12 protein-coding genes and 1 pseudogene are annotated in these 17304 nt (G+C 68.5%); 2 read left to right on the top strand and 11 right to left on the bottom strand.

Translation table 11 applies throughout. The features are described 5' to 3' along the window. Positions 1 to 35: 35 nt before the first annotated feature. On the top strand, positions 36 to 1412 hold the full coding sequence (locus ABT009_RS37255) for a Gfo/Idh/MocA family protein (protein WP_351305401.1): 1377 nt from the start codon (positions 36 to 38) through the stop codon (positions 1410 to 1412). 569 nt (positions 1413 to 1981) lie between these two features. Here ABT009_RS37255 and ABT009_RS37245 read toward each other — a convergent pair. The 11 genes and pseudogenes from ABT009_RS37245 to ABT009_RS37195 all read right to left on the bottom strand — a co-directional run bounded on the left by ABT009_RS37245 (position 1982) and on the right by ABT009_RS37195 (position 15878). After that, positions 1982 to 3340 (bottom strand): nucleobase:cation symporter-2 family protein, encoded by a 1359-nt coding sequence (locus tag ABT009_RS37245; protein ID WP_351305399.1) that lies wholly within the window; start codon positions 3338 to 3340, stop codon positions 1982 to 1984. Between the two features lie 14 nt (positions 3341 to 3354). Next, entirely contained in the window at positions 3355 to 4389 is a 1035-nt protein-coding gene (locus ABT009_RS37240; protein ID WP_351305397.1) for an isopenicillin N synthase family dioxygenase, read from the bottom strand. 458 nt (positions 4390 to 4847) lie between these two features. Then, a pseudogene (locus ABT009_RS37235) lies at positions 4848 to 5556 on the bottom strand (ferredoxin); the annotation flags it as partial. 220 nt (positions 5557 to 5776) lie between these two features. After that, positions 5777 to 6622 carry an NAD(P)-dependent oxidoreductase gene (locus ABT009_RS37230; protein ID WP_351305395.1) on the bottom strand — a complete coding sequence of 282 codons (846 nt, stop codon included), beginning with the start codon at positions 6620 to 6622 and terminating at the stop codon, positions 5777 to 5779. Between the two features lie 163 nt (positions 6623 to 6785). Beyond that, entirely contained in the window at positions 6786 to 8237 is a 1452-nt protein-coding gene (gene pntB / locus ABT009_RS37225; protein WP_351305393.1) for a Re/Si-specific NAD(P)(+) transhydrogenase subunit beta, read from the bottom strand. Between the two features lie 6 nt (positions 8238 to 8243). Continuing rightward, positions 8244 to 9806, bottom strand: coding sequence for a Re/Si-specific NAD(P)(+) transhydrogenase subunit alpha (locus ABT009_RS37220; protein ID WP_351305392.1), 1563 nt, complete (start codon positions 9804 to 9806; stop codon positions 8244 to 8246). Between the two features lie 233 nt (positions 9807 to 10039). Continuing rightward, positions 10040 to 11557, bottom strand: coding sequence for a CoA-acylating methylmalonate-semialdehyde dehydrogenase (locus ABT009_RS37215; RefSeq protein ID WP_351305390.1), 1518 nt, complete (start codon positions 11555 to 11557; stop codon positions 10040 to 10042). A 422-nt stretch (positions 11558 to 11979) separates the two neighbouring features. Beyond that, positions 11980 to 13281 (bottom strand): MFS transporter, encoded by a 1302-nt coding sequence (locus ABT009_RS37210; protein ID WP_351305388.1) that lies wholly within the window; start codon positions 13279 to 13281, stop codon positions 11980 to 11982. Positions 13282 to 13328: 47 nt separating this feature from the next. After that, on the bottom strand, positions 13329 to 14117 hold the full coding sequence (locus tag ABT009_RS37205) for an SDR family oxidoreductase (RefSeq protein WP_351305386.1): 789 nt from the start codon (positions 14115 to 14117) through the stop codon (positions 13329 to 13331). Further along, the gene (locus ABT009_RS37200; RefSeq protein WP_351305384.1) at positions 14117 to 15127 is read right to left on the bottom strand and encodes a D-2-hydroxyacid dehydrogenase family protein; all 1011 of its coding nucleotides are present in this window, start codon (positions 15125 to 15127) and stop codon (positions 14117 to 14119) included. The genes ABT009_RS37205 and ABT009_RS37200 overlap by 1 nt, the downstream gene beginning before the upstream one ends. Before the next feature lie 4 nt (positions 15128 to 15131). After that, complete coding sequence (locus tag ABT009_RS37195) at positions 15132 to 15878, bottom strand: RraA family protein (RefSeq protein WP_351305382.1); 747 nt, start codon at positions 15876 to 15878, stop codon at positions 15132 to 15134. Positions 15879 to 16038: 160 nt separating this feature from the next. Here ABT009_RS37195 and ABT009_RS37190 point away from each other — a divergent pair, with 160 nt between their 5' ends. After that, positions 16039 to 16971: a LysR family transcriptional regulator gene (locus ABT009_RS37190; RefSeq protein WP_351305380.1), complete on the top strand. Its 933-nt coding sequence runs from the start codon at positions 16039 to 16041 to the stop codon at positions 16969 to 16971. Positions 16972 to 17304 lie beyond the last annotated feature (333 nt).

The raw sequence follows: 17304 nt of genomic DNA, 5'->3' as shown, positions 1-17304 counted from the left end.
CCACGCACATACGGAAACATCGATCCGGAGGAATTTTGGCCACCCGCACCACCCCCCGCCGGTACGCCGTGTACGGCACCGGCCACCGCGCACGGATGTACGTCCACGCGCTGCTCGACACCTACGCGTCCGACGCCGTCCCGGTCGCCTGGTGCGACACCAACGAGGCCCGGATGCGCCACTACGACACCCTGGTCGCGGACGCCGGGCACCGGCCCCGCCACTACCACCCGGACGACCTGGAGCGGATGCTCGCCGAGGAGAGGGTGGACGTCCTGGTCGTCTGCTCCCCCGACCGTACGCACGCCGACGCCGTGTGCACGGCGCTGCGGGCGGGCGTCGACGTCGTCTGTGAGAAGCCGCTGACGGTGGACGAGGACGGGCTGCGGGCGATCCAGGCCGCGGTCGACGCGTCCACCGCACGTCTCACCGTGACGTTCAACTACCGCTACTCGCCGAGGAATTCGGCCCTGCGGCAGGTGATCGCGGACGGCACGGTCGGCAAGGTGCTCTCCGTACATTTCGAGTGGCTGCTCGACACCGTGCACGGCGCGGACTACTTCCGCCGTTGGCACCGCGACAAGACCGTCTCGGGCGGACTCGCCGTACACAAGGCGACCCACCACTTCGACCTGGTCAACTGGTGGCTGGACGACGTACCCGAGACGGTCTTCGCCCTCGGCGGCCTCCGCTTCTACGGCGACACGGGCGCGGGGCGGCCGCCGGGCGAGCGGCCCTCGCTCGGCCGTGACGCCGCGGCCGAGGACCCGTTCGGCTTCGACATGGCCACGGACCCGCATCTGCGCGCCCTCTACCTCGACGCCGAGCACGTGGACGGATATCTGCGCGACCGCGACGTCTTCGACCCGGGCATCACCACCGAGGACACCCTGAACGTCCTGGTCGGCTACCGGGGCGGCGTGTCCATGTCGTACGCGCTGACCGCGCACAGCCCATGGGAGGGCTACCGGGTGTGCGTCAACGGCTCGGAGGGCCGGGCCGAACTGGAGGTCGTCGAGCGGGCCCATGTCACGGCGGGCGACACGGCCCGCAATCTGCACTCCAAGCACGCACCCGTACGCCCGGCGGTCGACCCGAGCGCCACGCCCGAAGCCGGCGGGCCCGGCGCCGGCGAGGGCGGCGCGGTCCGGGCCAACGGCACCCGCCTGGTGGTGCAGCGGCACTGGGAGGAGGCCCAGGAGGTCGAGGTCAAGGAGGGCGAGGGCGGCCACGGCGGCGGCGACGCACTCCTTCTCCACGACGTCTTCGTCGGCTCCGGCGACGACCCTCTGCGCCGCCGCGCAGGCTACCCGGACGGACTCCGCAGCGTCGCGGTCGGCATCGGCATCAACCGCAGCCTGGCCACGGGCGCTCCGGTGCGCCTGACGGACCTGGGACTGCGGCTGTCCTGAGCTGCGTGGAGGCCGGGGCGCGCGTGCCGCGTGCCCCGGTTGTCCCGGCCCAGGTTGAGCCGCTGCCTGAGACCTGGCGTGTGATCGGCGTGGACTGGGGAGTGAAGGAGACCGCGACCACCACCAGCGACGCCCACGATCTCCCCCACGCCCAGCACGGGAAGAAGAGCGCCGCGAAGCTGACCAGGTATCAGCGGATGATGGCCCGACGTCGCCCGGCCAGCAGACAGGCCGCATCGAATGGCTACCGTGAAGCGAAGCGGCAGGCGGCAAAGCCGCAGGAGAGCAGTCAATGGGCGCCTGACGAACGCGCTGTAGCCAGCCCCGAGGAGTACTTGCCGAAGCGGTTGAGGTGCTCGGTCAGGTACGGCGAGATGTGGGCCAGGTCCTTGGGGCGATCTCCTGGTCTTGAGCGCGGACAGCTAAGCGCCGTATCGCGGTCCAGAACGCACCCGGCATCGACGACCAGCCTCCGCCGCTCCGGACGCGGAAAGCTGCCCGTACAGCGACGACGCGCAACGGGGAACGAGCCCGCGCCCATGACCTGCGTGGTCGCCCCAGTGCGGGCGCTACTTGGCGTATTCCGTCGATGTGGTGGTCGTCGGCTGGGTCGGTCTCTCCGCCCCGTCGTTCGCGATGCGTGCCGGGCGGGTCCGGTTGAAGGCCAGGTTCAGCCCGAAGGCGATCAGGGTCGCGCTCGTCACCGGTGAGCCCAGCACGATTCCCACACCGTCGGGAAAGCGGGAGTACAGATCAGGTGCCACTTCGGGGGCCATGCCCACGCCGATCGACACGGCGACGATCAGCAGATTCTGCGTTCCCTCGAACTCGACCTTCCGCAACGTGCCGATGCCGACGGCGGCGACGGTGGCGAACATGACCAGTGCTGCCGCGCCCACGACCGGTTGGGGAAGCCCGGCCACCACCGCCCCCAGTTTGGGCACCAGGCCGAGGAGGACCAGAATGGCGCCCGCGACGGTGGCCACATGACGGCTGCGCACCCGGGTCATCGAGACCAGACCGACGTTCTGGGCGAAGACGGTGTCGATGAAGGCGTTCATCACTCCGCCCAGCACCCCGGACAGCCCGTCGGCGGCCAGGCCGCGCGCCATGTCCGCGGTTGTGAGTTCCTTTCCAGTGAGTTCCGCGACCGCGATCAGGTCTGCCGTCGACTCGGCGAACAGAACCAGCATCACGACACACATGGAGATGACCGCGACCGGCGGGAACTCGGGGGCGCCGAAGTGGAACGGAGCGCTCATCCCGATCCAGTCGGCACCGCGGGCGGCGGACAGGTCCACCAGACCGAGCGGTACCGCGACCGCCGTACCGGCCAACAACCCGAGAAGGACGCCGGTCTGGGCCACAAAGCCCCGGCCGAACCTCGCCACCAGCAGGATCACGACGACGACGAAAGCGGCGACGGCGAGGCGGGACGGCGCCGCGTGGTCCGATGCCTTGGGGTCATTGCCGACGACGAGATTGACGCCGACGCCGATCAGCGCCAGGCCGACCACCGTGATCACAACGCCGCTGACCAGGGGCGGGAAGAAGCGGGCGGCTTTGGCGAACGGCCAGGCGACGAGCAGGCCGAAGACGCCGGCGGCGAGCATCGAGCCGTACACCGCCTGGAGCCCGTATTCTCCCGCGATCAGGATCATCGGCGTTACGGCGGTGAAGGCGGCACCGGCCATCACGGGCATGCGCACGCCGAGCACACGCCCGACGCCCGCGCCCTGGATCATGGTGACGACACCCGCGACCAGCAGGTCCGCGTTGATGAGCAGAGCTATGGTCGAGGCATCGAGCCCGGCAGCCGCACCGAAGACGAGCGGCACCGTGACACAGCCCGTATACATCACCAGCACGTGCTGAAGGCCGAGCACCGCGAGGCGCCCGAACGGCGTCTGCCGCTTTGCGGACATCATCACAACACTCCCCTCTATCGTGCGAAGTTGGCGGCGATACGCTGCTGGATGTACTGCTCGGCCGTGATCGGCGGATATCGGCCCTCCGGCCCCTCGATCACCACGTCACGGTCGGCTTGGGCGAAGAAGGCGATGCTGTAGCGGGCCCCCCGGTCGTCGCCGGGACCTGGTGACTTGACCCGGTGGAAGTTGGACGGAAGCCGGTCGTCGCTCCACCGCATCAGCATGTCGCCGATGTTGCAGGTGATGACGTCGGCTGAGGGCACCACGGGAGTCCACTCCTGGGTCTCGGCCTCCCTTCCCGGGCACACCTGCAGCCCGCCTTGCCCCTCACGCTGAAAGAGCAGCGTCAGACAGTCGAAGTCCGTGTGCGCACCAGCCCGCCACACATCCGGGTCGAGTTCGGCGTCCTCAGGGATCGCGAAGTAGTGCAGCATCCGCAGGGTGGACTGGTACTGCGCGCTCGCAGGGTCATGGGCGCGGCTGAAGAAGTCGCTGTCGAAGCCGAGCTTGTCGGCGAAGCACGACAGGACCCGCATCGCCACCTCACGGCAGCGCTCCTCGAAGTCGAGTACACGTGGCCGGAATTCGGGCAGTACGTCGTCGGGCCAGAGCCCTTCCATGTGGGGCCTGGTGAGCTGATACGACTCCTTCTGGTCCGGAGTCCCGATGGACGGCCTGACCTGCGTCATAGACTCCCATCCGGAGTTGAGACCCTTCTTCAACGCGTGCCGGCCCTTGTGGGCCTCGGACAGCGCGAAGAAGCGCTCGGCGTTCGCGAACGCCTCCTCCACGAGGGCCTGGTCCATGCCGTGGTTCACCAGCTGGAAGAATCCGATCTCCGTGGCCGCCGCCCACAGCTCCTCGGTGATCTCGGCCTTGCGGGCCTCGAAGTCGGAGAGGTCGATCCGGCGGATCTCCCGGGACGTCGTCTCGGTGCCGGCCCCGCCCATGCGGGCTTCCTTGTCGAGTTCGGCGAGGCTGTACGTGGACTGAGCCGTCGTCAGAGGCTCCGATTGAGGCACGGAACGCATCGTGGTGTCACTCATCGCGGCAAGTACTCCTGAGTACTTCGGAGTGGGCTTCTCCGAGTCCTACGAGATGCAGTCACCGCCCCTGCACCCCCACCGCGAACACGCAGAGATCCGCGGGCACGGTCGTCAACGGACCCGTCCGTGGGCCCGGCGCCGTGGGCTGGCATGTGCTCCATTGATGCGGGCCATGCGCGATGAGGCGAGCCTGGCGCCTCTGTGTTTCATCCAGGAACCCGTCCTGTTACCGCGACAACACGTCCACCAGGAACGCCTCGGAAAGGCGCGCACTGCGCCCGTCGCGTACCACCGCCTCGCCCGCCACCAGAACCGTGTCCACGGTCCGGCTGCTCGCGCAGGTCAGAAGAGTGACGCCAGGATCCCGCACCGGAAGGCACGCGTAGTCCCGGTCGAAGCGGTGCAGCACGAGGCCGGCCCTGGCCGGCACCACACCGTCCGCGCACGCTACGCAAGTCTTTTTCGAGGAACTCGCCCGCGTCCGCGCCCCAGATCTCGATCTTGCCGAGGGTGGAGGCGTCCATGAACGCCACCCCCTCGCGGGCCGCGCGGCACTCGCGGGCGACGGCCGTGTCCATGTCCTCACCGGGCCGGGGGTAGTACCAGGGGCGCTTCCACTGGCCGACGTCCTCGAACTCCGCGCCGTGGGCTACGTGCCAGCTGTGGATGGAGGTGGTGCGTTCGGGGTCGAACAGCTCGCCGCGCTCACGCCCGGCCAGGGCGGCGAAGGCCACCGGCGTGTACGGCGCCCGGTAGGCCGTGGTGCCGATCTCTCCGGGGGATGCGCCCGCGCCGAGGGCCTCGGCGATCACACCGATCGCGTTGACGCCGGAGGTCTTTCCCTGGTCGTTGGCCGTGCCGAGCGAGGTGTAGCGCTTGACGTGTTCGACACCGCGCATGCCTGCGCCGGTGGACCGCCAGACGTCGGCGACGGTGACGTCGCGCTGCAGGTCGACGAAGTGGGTGTCCGGTACTGGGGTCGCTGTCCCGACCGCTGCCGGAGCCGTCGCCGGGGGCGGGCACCAGCCACAGTGCGCGCACCGGGCCCGCTCCGGCCCGGGGCCGCGCCTCGTCGGACGGCGGTGCGGGCACGGGAACCGGGAACCCGGCCTTCGTCGCGGCCCGTGCACCGCCCCGCGCCCCTTCGGCCAGACAGCCGTCGAGGTCCCGCGACACCTCCATGATCGAGTGGCCTTCGGAGCACTCCAGGACGATCCGGGACCGCAGGGCCAACGCCTGCGCGGTCGTCCGGCGGCGCACCCACCCCTCAAGAACCTCTCGCTGGGCATCAGTTACCGACAACGGTGGAATCTTCGGGCCCGGGTGACTCATACCCAACCAACGATGAATCTCCGACTCAGGACACTAGGAACGGTTGTGCACCCGCTCAATGAGCGTGGGAACCATCCCGCAGGTGCGTGAGCACCTCGGCGAGTGGCAGGTCGTACTGGTCCTTGTCCTTCTCCCACCGCTGCATCACCGCTGCCGCGGCTTCGGCCATCTGAGGCGGCAGCGAGGAGGCGCGCAGGGTCTCGGCGGCTTCGTGCATTTCGGGAGCCCAACGCCAGGCTCGGGCGGCGACGCCGGGCAGGTCGCGGGGGTTGGAGAGGAAGTCCGCGGGCATGCGCTGAGCCTCGGCGGTGAGAAGATCGGCGACTCCGTGGCTGTCCGCGAGGGCGTGCGACACGGCGGCGAGCGTGCGGGCGGCTTTCTGGAAGGCCGCGAAGGACATCTTCAGCACCGATGCGGCACCGACTTGGTCCCCTGCGGCTTCCACCTGGACGCGGGAGCCCTGGAAGATGGAGCGGAGGAGATCCACCGATCGGGCATCCCCCGCCAGGTAGAGGCGACACGTGCGCTGGTCGCCGGGCGGCGGGCCGATGACGGCACCGTCGAGTACCGAGGAAGCGGGCCGGACCGCGTTCGCGATGCGTTCCATACGCTGAGGGCTGATGGCGTTGGCCTCGACGTACAGACCCGTGAACCCGTGCTGGGCGACGGATACGGCGACGTCCTCAGCCGCATGCGGAGGGCAGAGGGACAGCACGACCTCGCTGGCGTCGAGCGCGTCCACGAGGGACGGGCAGGCTGTCAGTCCCGCCTTCCGCGCACGTTCCTGCGTCGCCGCGCTTCGATGAGCCGGTACCCAGAGGACCTGATGACCCGAGCGGGACGCCTGAGCGGCTACGGCCGCCCCCATGGCGCCGGGGTGCAGAACGGTCAGCGTGGTCACGGCGTACCTCCTGGTGGAATGGTGAAAGCTCGGCGTCGCTGCCTTCCCGGCGCGCAGCGAGAGTGTCCCGTATGCCGATCAGTTCTCCGTGGCCGGCCGGGCGGCGACGGCGAGGACGCCATCCTGTTCGACCTCAGACCGCGCCTTCCCCGGGGGCGGTTTTTCAGAGAGTCGTGCCGACCATGGCCGGGGCCGGCGCGTCGGTGGCGTCGAGGCTGCGCACGATGTCCTCCACCCGCTGCTTGGCGTCGCCGAAGAGCATCTGACTGTTCTCCCGGAAGAACAGCGGATTCTGCACGCCCGCGTACCCGGTGGCCATGGAGCGCTTGAAGACGACGACATGGGCTGCCTCCCACACGTGCAACACCGGCATCCCGGCGATGGGACTGGCCGGGTCTTCGGCGGCGGCCGGGTTGACGGTGTCGTTGGCCCCGATGACCAGGACGACCGAGGTGGAAGCGAAGTCGTCGTTGATCTCGTCCATTTCCAGGACGATGTCGTACGGCACGTTGGCCTCGGCGAGCAGCACGTTCATGTGACCGGGCAGTCGGCCGGCAACGGGGTGGATACCGAACCGCACGTCGACGCCGCGCTCGCGCAGTTTGCGGGTCAACTCCGCGACCGGGTACTGGGCCTGGGCGACCGCCATGCCGTAGCCGGGCGTGATGACCACCGAGGAGGCGTCGCGCAGCAGTTCCGCGGTCTCCTCCGCGCTGATCTCCCGGTGCTCCCCGTGGTCGCTCTCGTCGCTCACCGCTGGCTGGATACCGAATCCGCCCGCGATCACCGAGATGAAGGAGCGGTTCATCGCCTTGCACATGATGTACGACAGGTAGGCGCCGGAGGAGCCGACCAGCGCGCCGGTGACGATCAGCAGGTTGTTGGCGAGCAGGAAGCCCGAGGCCGCCGCGGCCCAGCCTGAGTAGCTGTTGAGCATCGAGACGACGACCGGCATGTCACCGCCGCCGATGGAGGCGACCAGATGCGCGCCGAGGGCGAGCGCCACCACGGTGACCGCGATGAGCAGTCCCATGTGGGGGCGCGCGACGAACGCCACGGTGAGCACGACGAACGCGGCGAGGGCGCCGAGGTTGAGGGCGTTCTTGCCCGGGAGCGTGAGCGGGCTGGAGTTGATGCGCGCCGACAGCTTCAGGTACGCGACGACCGACCCGGTGAAGGTGACGGCGCCGATGAACACGCCGATGAAGACCTCGGCGTGGTGGATGCGCAGCAGCGAACCGGTGATCTCCTGTCCTGCGTGGCCCCCGGCTTCGACGTCGAGGTAGCCGTTCCAGCCGACGAGCGCGGCGGCAAGGCCGACGAAGCTGTGCAGGACGGCGATCAGCTCGGGCATGCCGGTCATCTCGACCACCCGGGCACGCCACAGTCCGATTGCGGCGCCGACGGCCGTGGCGACAGCGATCAGGGCGAGTCCGGTGGCGGAGATGCTCCGCGAGGCGAGAGAGATGGTGGCGGCCAGCGCGATGACCATGCCGGAGATGCCCCAGACGATGCCCGAACGGGAAGTCCGGTGCTGGGAGAGGCCGGCGAGGCTGAGGATGAACAGCAGCGCGGCAACGACGTAGGCGGCCTGTGCGGCCGTGGCGGTGGTCATCCGTGGTCAGCCTTTCGAGAACATGCCGAGCATGCGGCGGGTGACGGCGAATCCGCCGAAGATGTTGATGCTCGCCAGCAGGATCGCGGCGAACGACAGCACGGTGACGGCTGTGTTCGCGTGCCCGATCTGCAACAGCGCGCCGACCACGACGATCCCGGAGATCGCGTTGGTGACCGACATCAGCGGGGTGTGCAGCGCGTGGTGCACGTTGCCGATGACGTAGAAGCCGATGACGATCGCCAGGACGAAGACCGTGAAGTGGCCGATCAGCTGGTTCGGCGAGAAGGCGGTCACCAGGAAGAGCGCGAGCGCTCCTGCGCCGACGAGTGCGTACGGGGACCGCGCGGAGCGTGCTCGCTTCCGCGGTGTGGCGGGGTCGGCGGCGCGTTCGGCCTCCGCGGCGTGGTCGGGCGCGGCGGACACCTGCACCGGTGGCGGCGGCCACGTCTTCTCACCGTCGCGCACCACGGTCATCGACCGCTGCACCACGTCGTCGAAGTCGAGAACGAGTCGGCCGTCCTTGCCGGGGGTGAGCAGTTTCATCAGGTTGACGAGGTTGGTGCCGTACAGCTGCGACGCCTGGGCCGGGAGCCGGCCGGGCAGGTCGGTGTAGCCGATGATCGTCACGTCGTTGTCGGTGACGACCGCCTTTCCGGCCACCGTTCCTTCGACGTTGCCGCCCTGTGCCGCGGCCATGTCGACGATCACGCTACCGGGCTTCATGCGCGCGACATCCTCGGCAGTGATCAGCTTCGGCGCCGGCCTGCCCGGGATGAGCGCGGTGGTGATGATGATGTCCACGTCGGCGGCCTGCTCGGCGTACAGCTGCTCGGCGAGACGGTTGTAGTCGTCCGAAGTGGCCTTGGCGTAACCGTCGGTGCTGGCCTCCTGTTCGGACTGTTCGGGCCGCACCGCCAGGAACTCCCCGCCCAGCGAGCGCACCTGCTCGGCGACCTCGGGCCGGGGGTCCGTGGCGCGGACCACGGCGCCGAGGCTGCGCGCCGCGCCGATCGCCGCGAGTCCGGCCACCCCGGCGCCGGCCACCAGCACCTTGGCCGGCGGCACCTTGCCGGCGGCGGTCACCTGGCCGGTGAAGAAGCGGCCGAAGGCGTGCGCGGCCTCGACCACGGCCCGGTATCCGGCGATGTTCGCCATCGAGCTCAGGACGTCCAGGGACTGGGCGCGCGAGATGCGCGGGACGGCGTCCATGGCGAGCACGGTGATCGGCCGCCGCGCCAATTCCTCGACCAGCTCCGGGTGGAGCGCGGGGCCGATGAGCGCGATCAGCGTCGCTCCGTCACGCAGCCGGTCGATCTCCTCGCTCGAGGGGCCGTTGACCTTCAGTACGATCTCGGCCGGCCAGGGGTCGCCGAGGCGGGCTCCCGCCTCCTCGTAGGCCGCGTCGGAGAAGCGGGACGAGACTCCCGCTCCCGGTTCGACCACTACGTCGTACCCGAGCGCGACAAGTCTCCCCACGGTGGTCGGTGTCGCCGCCACCCTGGTCTCGCCCGCAGTGGACTCGGCGGGTATGCCGATCCGCTGGGGTTCCGGTTCCGGTGGGACCATCGTCTTCCTCTCTCGTCGTTGACGTCCTGGCTGACGTCCTGGCGTCGGGCCTGTCCGCCCGGAGCTTCGCATACTTGTCCATCCATCGGTGCCCGGATCCTTCGCGTTCGACCCTGCCGTTCCTGTCCGGCTTGCTGATCACTCGGCCCCGCGAACGCGGCACGCGGTGGCGCCCGTTGGGAACGGCCGAGGGTTTTGCGAGGTGTACCGCTGCGGGTGTGAGACGGAAGTGCTCAGTCACTCGTCGGGAAGCCGAGGTTGATTCCCCCGTGCGACGGGTCGAGCCAGCGCTGGGTGACGGCCTTGCTGCGGGTGAAGAACTTCACGCCGTCCTCGCCGTAGGCGTGGCTGTCGCCGAACAGCGACGCCTTCCAGCCGCCGAAGGAGTAGTAGGCGACCGGCACCGGAATGGGCACGTTGATGCCGACCATGCCCACCTCGACCTCGTGCTGGAAGCGGCGGGCGGCGCCGCCGTCGTTGGTGAACAGCGCCGTGCCGTTGCCGTACGGATTGGCGTTGATCAGCTCCAGGCCCTCGTCGTACGAGCCCACCCGGACCACGGACAGCACCGGGCCGAAGATCTCGTCGTCGTAGACGGACATACCGGGCTTGACGTGGTCGAAGAGTGTGGGGCCGAGCCAGAAGCCGCCGGCGGTGCTCCGGGCATCGGGGGTCTCGTCCGCGATTCTGTGCTCGCGGCCGTCGACCGCCAGCTCGGCCCCGTCGGCCACACCCGCTTCGAGGTACGACGCCACCCGGTCCCGGTGCACGCCGGTGACCAGCGGGCCCATCTCGGAGGCGGGCGCGCAGCCGGGGCCGACCTTCAGCCCGGCCATGCGGTCCTTGATCTTCGCGACCAGTTCGTCGCCGACCGGGTCGACGGCCACCAGGACGGACACGGCCATGCAGCGCTCGCCGGCCGCGCCGAAGCCGGCGTTGACGGCGGCGTCGGCGGCCAGGTCGAGGTCCGCGTCCGGGAGGACCAGCATGTGGTTCTTGGCGCCGCCGAGGGCCTGCACCCGCTTGCCGTGCCGGGCCCCCGTCTCGTAGACGTACTGGGCGATGGGGGTGGAGCCGACGAAGGACACGGACTTGATGCCGGGGTGTTCCAGCAGCCGGTCGACGGCCGGCTTGTCGCCGTGCACGACGTTGAACACACCGTCCGGCAGCCCGGCCTGCTTCCACAGCGCGGCCAGCCAGTTCGCGGCCGACGGGTCCTTCTCCGACGGCTTGAGGACGACGGTGTTACCGGCGGCGATCGCGAGGGGGAAGAACCACATCGGCACCATGACGGGGAAGTTGAACGGCGAGATGATGGCGACCGGGCCGAGCGGCTGTCGGACGGAGTGGACGTCGACACCGGTGGACGCCTGCTCGGTGAAGCCGCCCTTGAGCAACTGCGGGATGCTGCAGGCGTACTCGACGACCTCGATGCCGCGGGCCACCTCGGCGAGCGCGTCGGAGTGCACCTTGCCGTGCTCGGCGACGATGATCGCGGCCAGCTCGTCGCGGCGCGCGTTGAGCAGCTCGCGGAACGCGAACAGCACCTGCACGCGCTTCGCCACCGATGTCCGGCGCCAGTCCCTGAACGCGCCGGCAGCGGCGGCCACGGCCTGATCGACGTCGTCGGCCGACGCGAAGTCCACCCGGCCGGTGATCCTGCCGGTCGCCGGGTCGTGGATGTCTCCGCCCCGCTCGGCGGCACCGCTCCACGGCTGTCCGTCGATCCAGTGCGTGATGTGGGCGACCATGATGTGTTCCTTGTCAGTCGAAGTGGGGGACGCCGGGCCCGCTCGGTGGGGCGGACACTCGGCGTCGGTGAGAGTGAGCGTGCGTTCCGCGACCTACGCGGCCGGCAGCGACGTGGACTGCCGTCAGGGGTTTGCGGCAGGTGTCGGCGACCGCGCATGCCTGGTCGGGGATGGCGAGGCCTTGGGTGCGTTCGCCTCGCTGAACGGGGTGCAGAGGAGGAGCGGTTGACGGCTCGTACGATCCTTGTCGGGGTCGCTGCCTGGTGAACCGTTCGATGAAGGCCTCGTGGCCTGGCCGACCGCGGTGATGGATTACGGCCTCGGAAGGGGCTGGTCCCATGGGCGACGAGCCGGGACCCGAGCATCAAAAGCGCGATCTGCGGTATGAGCACGGAGCGTGGAGAGGTGTGACTCGGCCGTCTTCACACGGTTGAGGGGTTGCTGGCTGAGGAGTTGCTGGGGGATGCGCTTGCGGGCGCCTCACCGACACCCGGCTTGAGGTCCATGCCTTTCGTCTCGGGAAGCAGCAGGGTGATCACGATCGCGACGCTGTAACCGAGCAGCGCGATCAGACCGATGGCCTCGGCCAAGGTGATCCACTGGGCAAGGATGCCGATGCAGGTGACCGCGAGGGCGCCGGCGGCCTTGCCGAAGTTGTAGGCGAAGCTCTGCCCGCTGCCACGGACCGCGGTGGGAAAGAGTTCCGTGAAGAACGGGCCCAGCGTCGCATAGTTGCCGATCGTGAAGAAGCCGAACGGCACACCCATGAGGACCAGCCCCCACCCGGACAGCGGCAGGAACATGTAGGCAATGGTCACCAGCCACGAGCAGACCAGGAACAGCTGGAACGTCCGTCGTCGGCCGAGGACGTCGGCCAGATAGGCGCTCGCCAGGAACCCGAAGAAGGAACCGCCGGTCACCAGGAACAGGTAGTACCCCGAGGCGCTGGGCGACAGCTCCCGGACCGTTTTCATGAACGTCGGCAGCCAGTTGACGATCGCCCCGCCAACGCCGACCACACCGAACGCCAGCAGCGACGCCTTGATGGTGACCCCCCGCACGCCCGGCTTGAAGATCGCCCCGAGGCCGGGGCCGCGGCCTTCGGCTGCTATGGCGGCGCGCGTCTGCTTGTACAGCTCCGGCTCCTCGATGGTGCGCCGCAACCACAGCACCAGCAGAGCGGGCAGCACCCCGATCATCAGCAGCACCCGCCAGTTGTACTCCGACGGTACGTGGGCGAGGACCACGCCGGCGATGATCGACGCCAGGCTCCAGCCGACGCCGAAGCCGCTCTGGACGGAACCCACCGCCTTGCCGCGATGGGCGGGCCGGATGATCTCACCCATCAACACCGCGCCGGCGGCCCACTCGCCGCCGAAGCCGAGCCCCTGCAGCACGCGTATAACGATGAGCTGATCGAAGTTCTGCGCGAAGCCCGCGATGAACGTGAACACCGCGAACCAGAGAATGGTGAACTGCATGACGCGGGCGCGGCCCCAGCGGTCCGCAAGAAAGCCGCACGCCCAGCCGCCGATGGCCGCCGACAGGAGCGTCGCCGTGGCCAGATAACCTGCCTGCGCCGTTGTCAGACCCCAGGCCGTGATGAGCACGGGGAGCACGAAGCTGAAGAGCTGCGCGTCCATCGCGTCGACGGCCCATCCGGCGAAACAGCCCCAGAACGTGTTGCGCTCGCGCTTCGTCAGCTCGCGATACCAGTGGAACACCGTTGTTCCTCCAACTGTTTTTTGATTTTGTTTTTCGGCTCAGCCGTTCACACGACGAGCGGCGTCAGCGCGCCGTCCATCGTCAGCGACGCGCCGGTCACGTAGGACGCCCGGGCGCTGGCGAGGTACAGGGCCGCGTCGGCGACCTCCTCCGGGGTGGCGTACCGCCCGAGCGGGATGCGCTCCTGGTTGCGGCGCAGCAGCTCCTCCGGCGACTTGCCGGTCATGCGCGACTCCGCGTCCAGGGACATCTGCACCCGGCCGGTCATGGTCGCCCCGGGGTTGATGACATTGACGCGGACGCCGGCGTGTCCCCAGGCCGCGGCCAGACCTGCGGAAGCCAGCATCAGAGCAGCGTTCGCCGCACCGCCGGGAAGGTGGATCGGCGAGGCGATCTTCCCGCCGGTGCCGATGATGTTGACGATCGAGCCGGACTCCCTCGCCACCATCCGCGGCAGCAGGTGGTCCATGACGTTCATGTACGTGAAGAACTTCGCGTCCATCGCCGTGCGCCACTTGTCCGGCGTCAGCTCCCCCGGGGGCACACGCTTGGCGCCGCCGGCGGAGTTGATCAGCACGTCGACCGGCCCGACCTGCTCCTCGGCAGCGACCACCGCCTCCTCGGCCGCCGTGCCGTCCGACAGGTCGGCCGCGAGCGTCGTGACGGTCACGCCGTCCTCCGCCAGGGCTTCCTGTGCGGCAGACAGGTTGTCCTTGCCGCGTGACACGATGACGACACGGGCGCCTTCGTTGCCGAAGGCCCGGGCACAGGCCAGGCCGATGCCCTTACTGCCTCCTGTGACCAGCACGACCTTTCCGTCGAGCTCCAGATTCATTACGCGTCCTCTCTCAGAACATCTCTCAGCACATCCGGGTTGTGGACATTGATCGGATCGCCCTCGGCGAAGGCCACAATCTGATCGAAGGCGTTGCCGTAGGCGAACTCGTAGTTGTCGCGCTCGACGAAGCCGATGTGCGGCGTGCACAGGGCGTTCGGCAACCGCAGCAGGGGGTCGTTCGGGTCGGTCAGCGGCTCGTGCTCGAACACGTCGACCGCCGCCTTGCCGGGCCGGCCCGCCCGGAGCGCCGCGACGAGCGCCCCGGGCCGGATCAGCTCCGCCCGGCTGGTGTTCACCAACAGGGCCGTCGGCTTCATCAGGGCCAGGTCGTCGGGGCCGATGAGGCCGGTGGTGGCCGCGTTCAGACGCAAGTGCACACTGAGCACGTCCGACTGCTCGAACAGGGCCTGCCTGCTTTCGGCGACCCGGTAGCCTGCGGCCCTCGCCCGGTCCAGTGAGCCCTGTCGGCCCCAGACCAGCAGTTCCATGCCGAACGCCACACCGATCTGCGCCACCATCGAGCCGAGCCGGCCGAAGCCGAAGATGCCCAGCGTCCGGCCGCGCAGTCCCAGCCCGACGGTGCTCTGCCAGCGGCCCTCGCGCAGCGCGGCGCTCTCGAGCGGGATGTTGCGCATAGCGGCGAGGATCAGGCCCCAGGTGAGCTCCACGGTGGGGTATGACGGGCGTGCGGTCAGGGCCGAGGTAGCGATCACGCCGTGCCGTGTGCACGCGTCGAGGTCGATATGCGGTATGTGGCCGTTCTGGCTGATCAGCTTGAGGTTCGGCAGGCGGCTGAGCAGTGCTTCGTCGACCTTGGTGCGCTCGCGCAGCAGCACCAGCACGTCGGCGTCGACCAGGCGCTTGGCCAGCACCTCCACATCGGACACGGAGTCGTTCCAGATCGTGACGTCATGGCCGTGCAGCTTGCTGAAACAGTCGAGCGTGCGGACGACGTCCTGGTAGTCGTCGAGGATGGAGACACGCAGTCTCCGCGGGGAATCGGTCATGGCCTCACGCATTCTTCGGGAGATCGGCTACGGCGGTGCCGGCGTCGATCGCGGCGCACTTCTGTTCCTCGAAGGCCGCCTTCACCAACGCCCGTTCCAGCACTTCGGCCGCCCTGGCGAGCGGAATGAAGCACACGCCGGTCTCATCCGCCACAACGATGTCGCCGGGCGAGACGCGGACACCGGAAATCTGGATGTCGCCGTTGATCTCGACCGTCTCGATGCGCCACTTTCCCGTCACCGGGGTGATTTCGGTGGCCCACACCGGATAGCCCACCCGCCGGGAATGGCCGACATCGCGGATGCCGCCTGAAATGATGGCGCCGGCCTCGCCCTGCCGCTTGCCCGTCTGCGCCGAGATCCCGCCCATGTTGGAGATGCCGGCGACACCGTCGATCACGATGACGTCGCCGGGCAGGGCCAGGTTGTGTGCCTCGAACTCCGCCATGCGATTGACATGGTCGCGCGCCGTCTCATGAACCGGCTCACGCTGCACGATGTTGCGCACCGTGAGCGCCGGTCCGACCATGTTCGCGGACGGCAGGGTCGGCTTGAGGACCGAGGCGCCGATGACCCCGGTGATTCCCAGCTCGTCCATGATGTCGGAGACGACGCTGGTCGCGTCGGTGATGCGCTTGAACCCCTCGATCAGGTTCTGCGGCGGCCGTGGGGTGCGCATCAGACGAATCCGTTCTGGGCTGATCTTTCCGGTCAGCTTCGGTAGCACGTCTCCGACAGGAGCGTCTATCATCGCGGCGAATATCCTTTCAACGTCTTGCATCTCGGACGTCAGTCACCGACTGCAATCCGGCGGGTCACAGCCCGGCACGCCCGGTGCGTTCGTGCTGATAGCGTTGCCCAAAGCTCCGAATGGGTCCAATTCACAGTCTGGGGGTATCGCCATAACCCAGGTGAATAACGTACGGCTCGATCTCAACCTGCTCCTGGTCATCGAAGCCGTCATGCTCGAGCGGAACGTGACGCGCGCCGCGACCAGCCTGTCGATGAGCCAGCCTGCCGTCAGCAACGCGCTGCGGCGTGCTCGAAAGCTGATGCAGGACCAGTTGTTCCTCAGGGTCGCCGACGGCGTTCAGCCGACATCGCGGATGCTGGCCATCTGGCCCGAGCTTCATCGTTCACTGGCGACGATCCGGTCCTCGATCGCGCCCCAGCACTTCGATCCCCGTACGGATCCGACCGGTTTCCGTCTCTCGGTCACGGACAGCATCGCGGCCGAAGCGGTGTGCGGCATCACGCTGAAGCTCAGGGAGACGTCGCCCTATGCCCGCGTCGCTTTCGCGTTCCACACCAATGCCAGCTCTCTGGACGGAATCGAGCGCGGCACATTGGACTGCGCGGTCGGCATGTTTCCCGCGCTTCCTCGCGACATCCACGTGCGAGTCCTGCACACAGAGCACTACGTGTGCGTGATGCGCCGCGGGCACCCGTTGACGCGAGAGATGACGTTGGATCAGTTCGCGTCGGCCGACCACGTCCTGGTGACGCCATCAGGTATGGATCTGGGTGTGATCGACGGCTGGCTCGGCTTGCAGGGTCGCACACGGACGGTCGTGGCCGTCGTCAATCACTTCGCTGACGCATTGCGGATCGTCACGGAAAGCGACCTGTTGACGTGTGTGCCGAGTGGTTTCGTCGACGGGCACGGTCAAACGCTCGTCACGCAGCACGAGTTGGCGGTCCGCCCGTTGCCCTTCGAAACCGAGAAGCTGAACTACAAACTCATTTGGCACGAACGGCTGCACAACCACCCCGCTCATCAATGGTTCCGCTCGCTCGTCGGTGATGTGTGCGGACCGCCATCCGAAACGGCGGGGCCACCGTAATTCCGCCCCATATCCGCCCTCGGGCCACACCCACCATCATTACTTGGGGAAACCGGTCTTAGAAGTTGAGCAGTGGACCCCTTTTGCCGGTGCTGCCTGCATGGCCTTCGCCGCGAGGATGTCCCGGTCACCGCCGGCGAGGGTCACGATGTCGGTGCGGTTCTGGAAACTCCGCACAGCCCGCGGCGAGTCGGCGATCGGCTCCGGCGGCGACAGGCACGGATGAGATCGCCACAAGCCCGCGGCCAACGCCATCCGGTTGGAGTGGGCTCATTCCCATGTTTCGGCGCGGTTTCCGTTGCATTCGGGCGGAGAAGTGATGGTCAAGACTTG

Source organism: Streptomyces sp. NPDC002896 (assembly GCF_040295225.1).
In the GTDB taxonomy this organism is placed as follows: Bacteria; Actinomycetota; Actinomycetes; order Streptomycetales; family Streptomycetaceae; genus Streptomyces.
The sequence above is the reverse complement of the archived record's forward strand: the minus strand, read 5'-3'. Positions and strand labels throughout refer to the sequence as shown.

Coding starts and splice junctions, on each gene's coding strand:
- ABT009_RS37245 (WP_351305399.1), bottom strand. CDS start 3,340: ATGATGTCCGCAAAGCGGCAGACGCCGTTCGGGCGCCTCGCGGTGCTC.
- ABT009_RS37240 (WP_351305397.1), bottom strand. CDS start 4,389: ATGAGTGACACCACGATGCGTTCCGTGCCTCAATCGGAGCCTCTGACG.
- pntB (WP_351305393.1), bottom strand. CDS start 8,237: ATGACCACCGCCACGGCCGCACAGGCCGCCTACGTCGTTGCCGCGCTG.
- ABT009_RS37220 (WP_351305392.1), bottom strand. CDS start 9,806: ATGGTCCCACCGGAACCGGAACCCCAGCGGATCGGCATACCCGCCGAG.
- ABT009_RS37215 (WP_351305390.1), bottom strand. CDS start 11,557: ATGGTCGCCCACATCACGCACTGGATCGACGGACAGCCGTGGAGCGGT.
- ABT009_RS37205 (WP_351305386.1), bottom strand. CDS start 14,117: ATGAATCTGGAGCTCGACGGAAAGGTCGTGCTGGTCACAGGAGGCAGT.
- ABT009_RS37200 (WP_351305384.1), bottom strand. CDS start 15,127: ATGACCGATTCCCCGCGGAGACTGCGTGTCTCCATCCTCGACGACTAC.
- ABT009_RS37195 (WP_351305382.1), bottom strand. CDS start 15,878: ATGATAGACGCTCCTGTCGGAGACGTGCTACCGAAGCTGACCGGAAAG.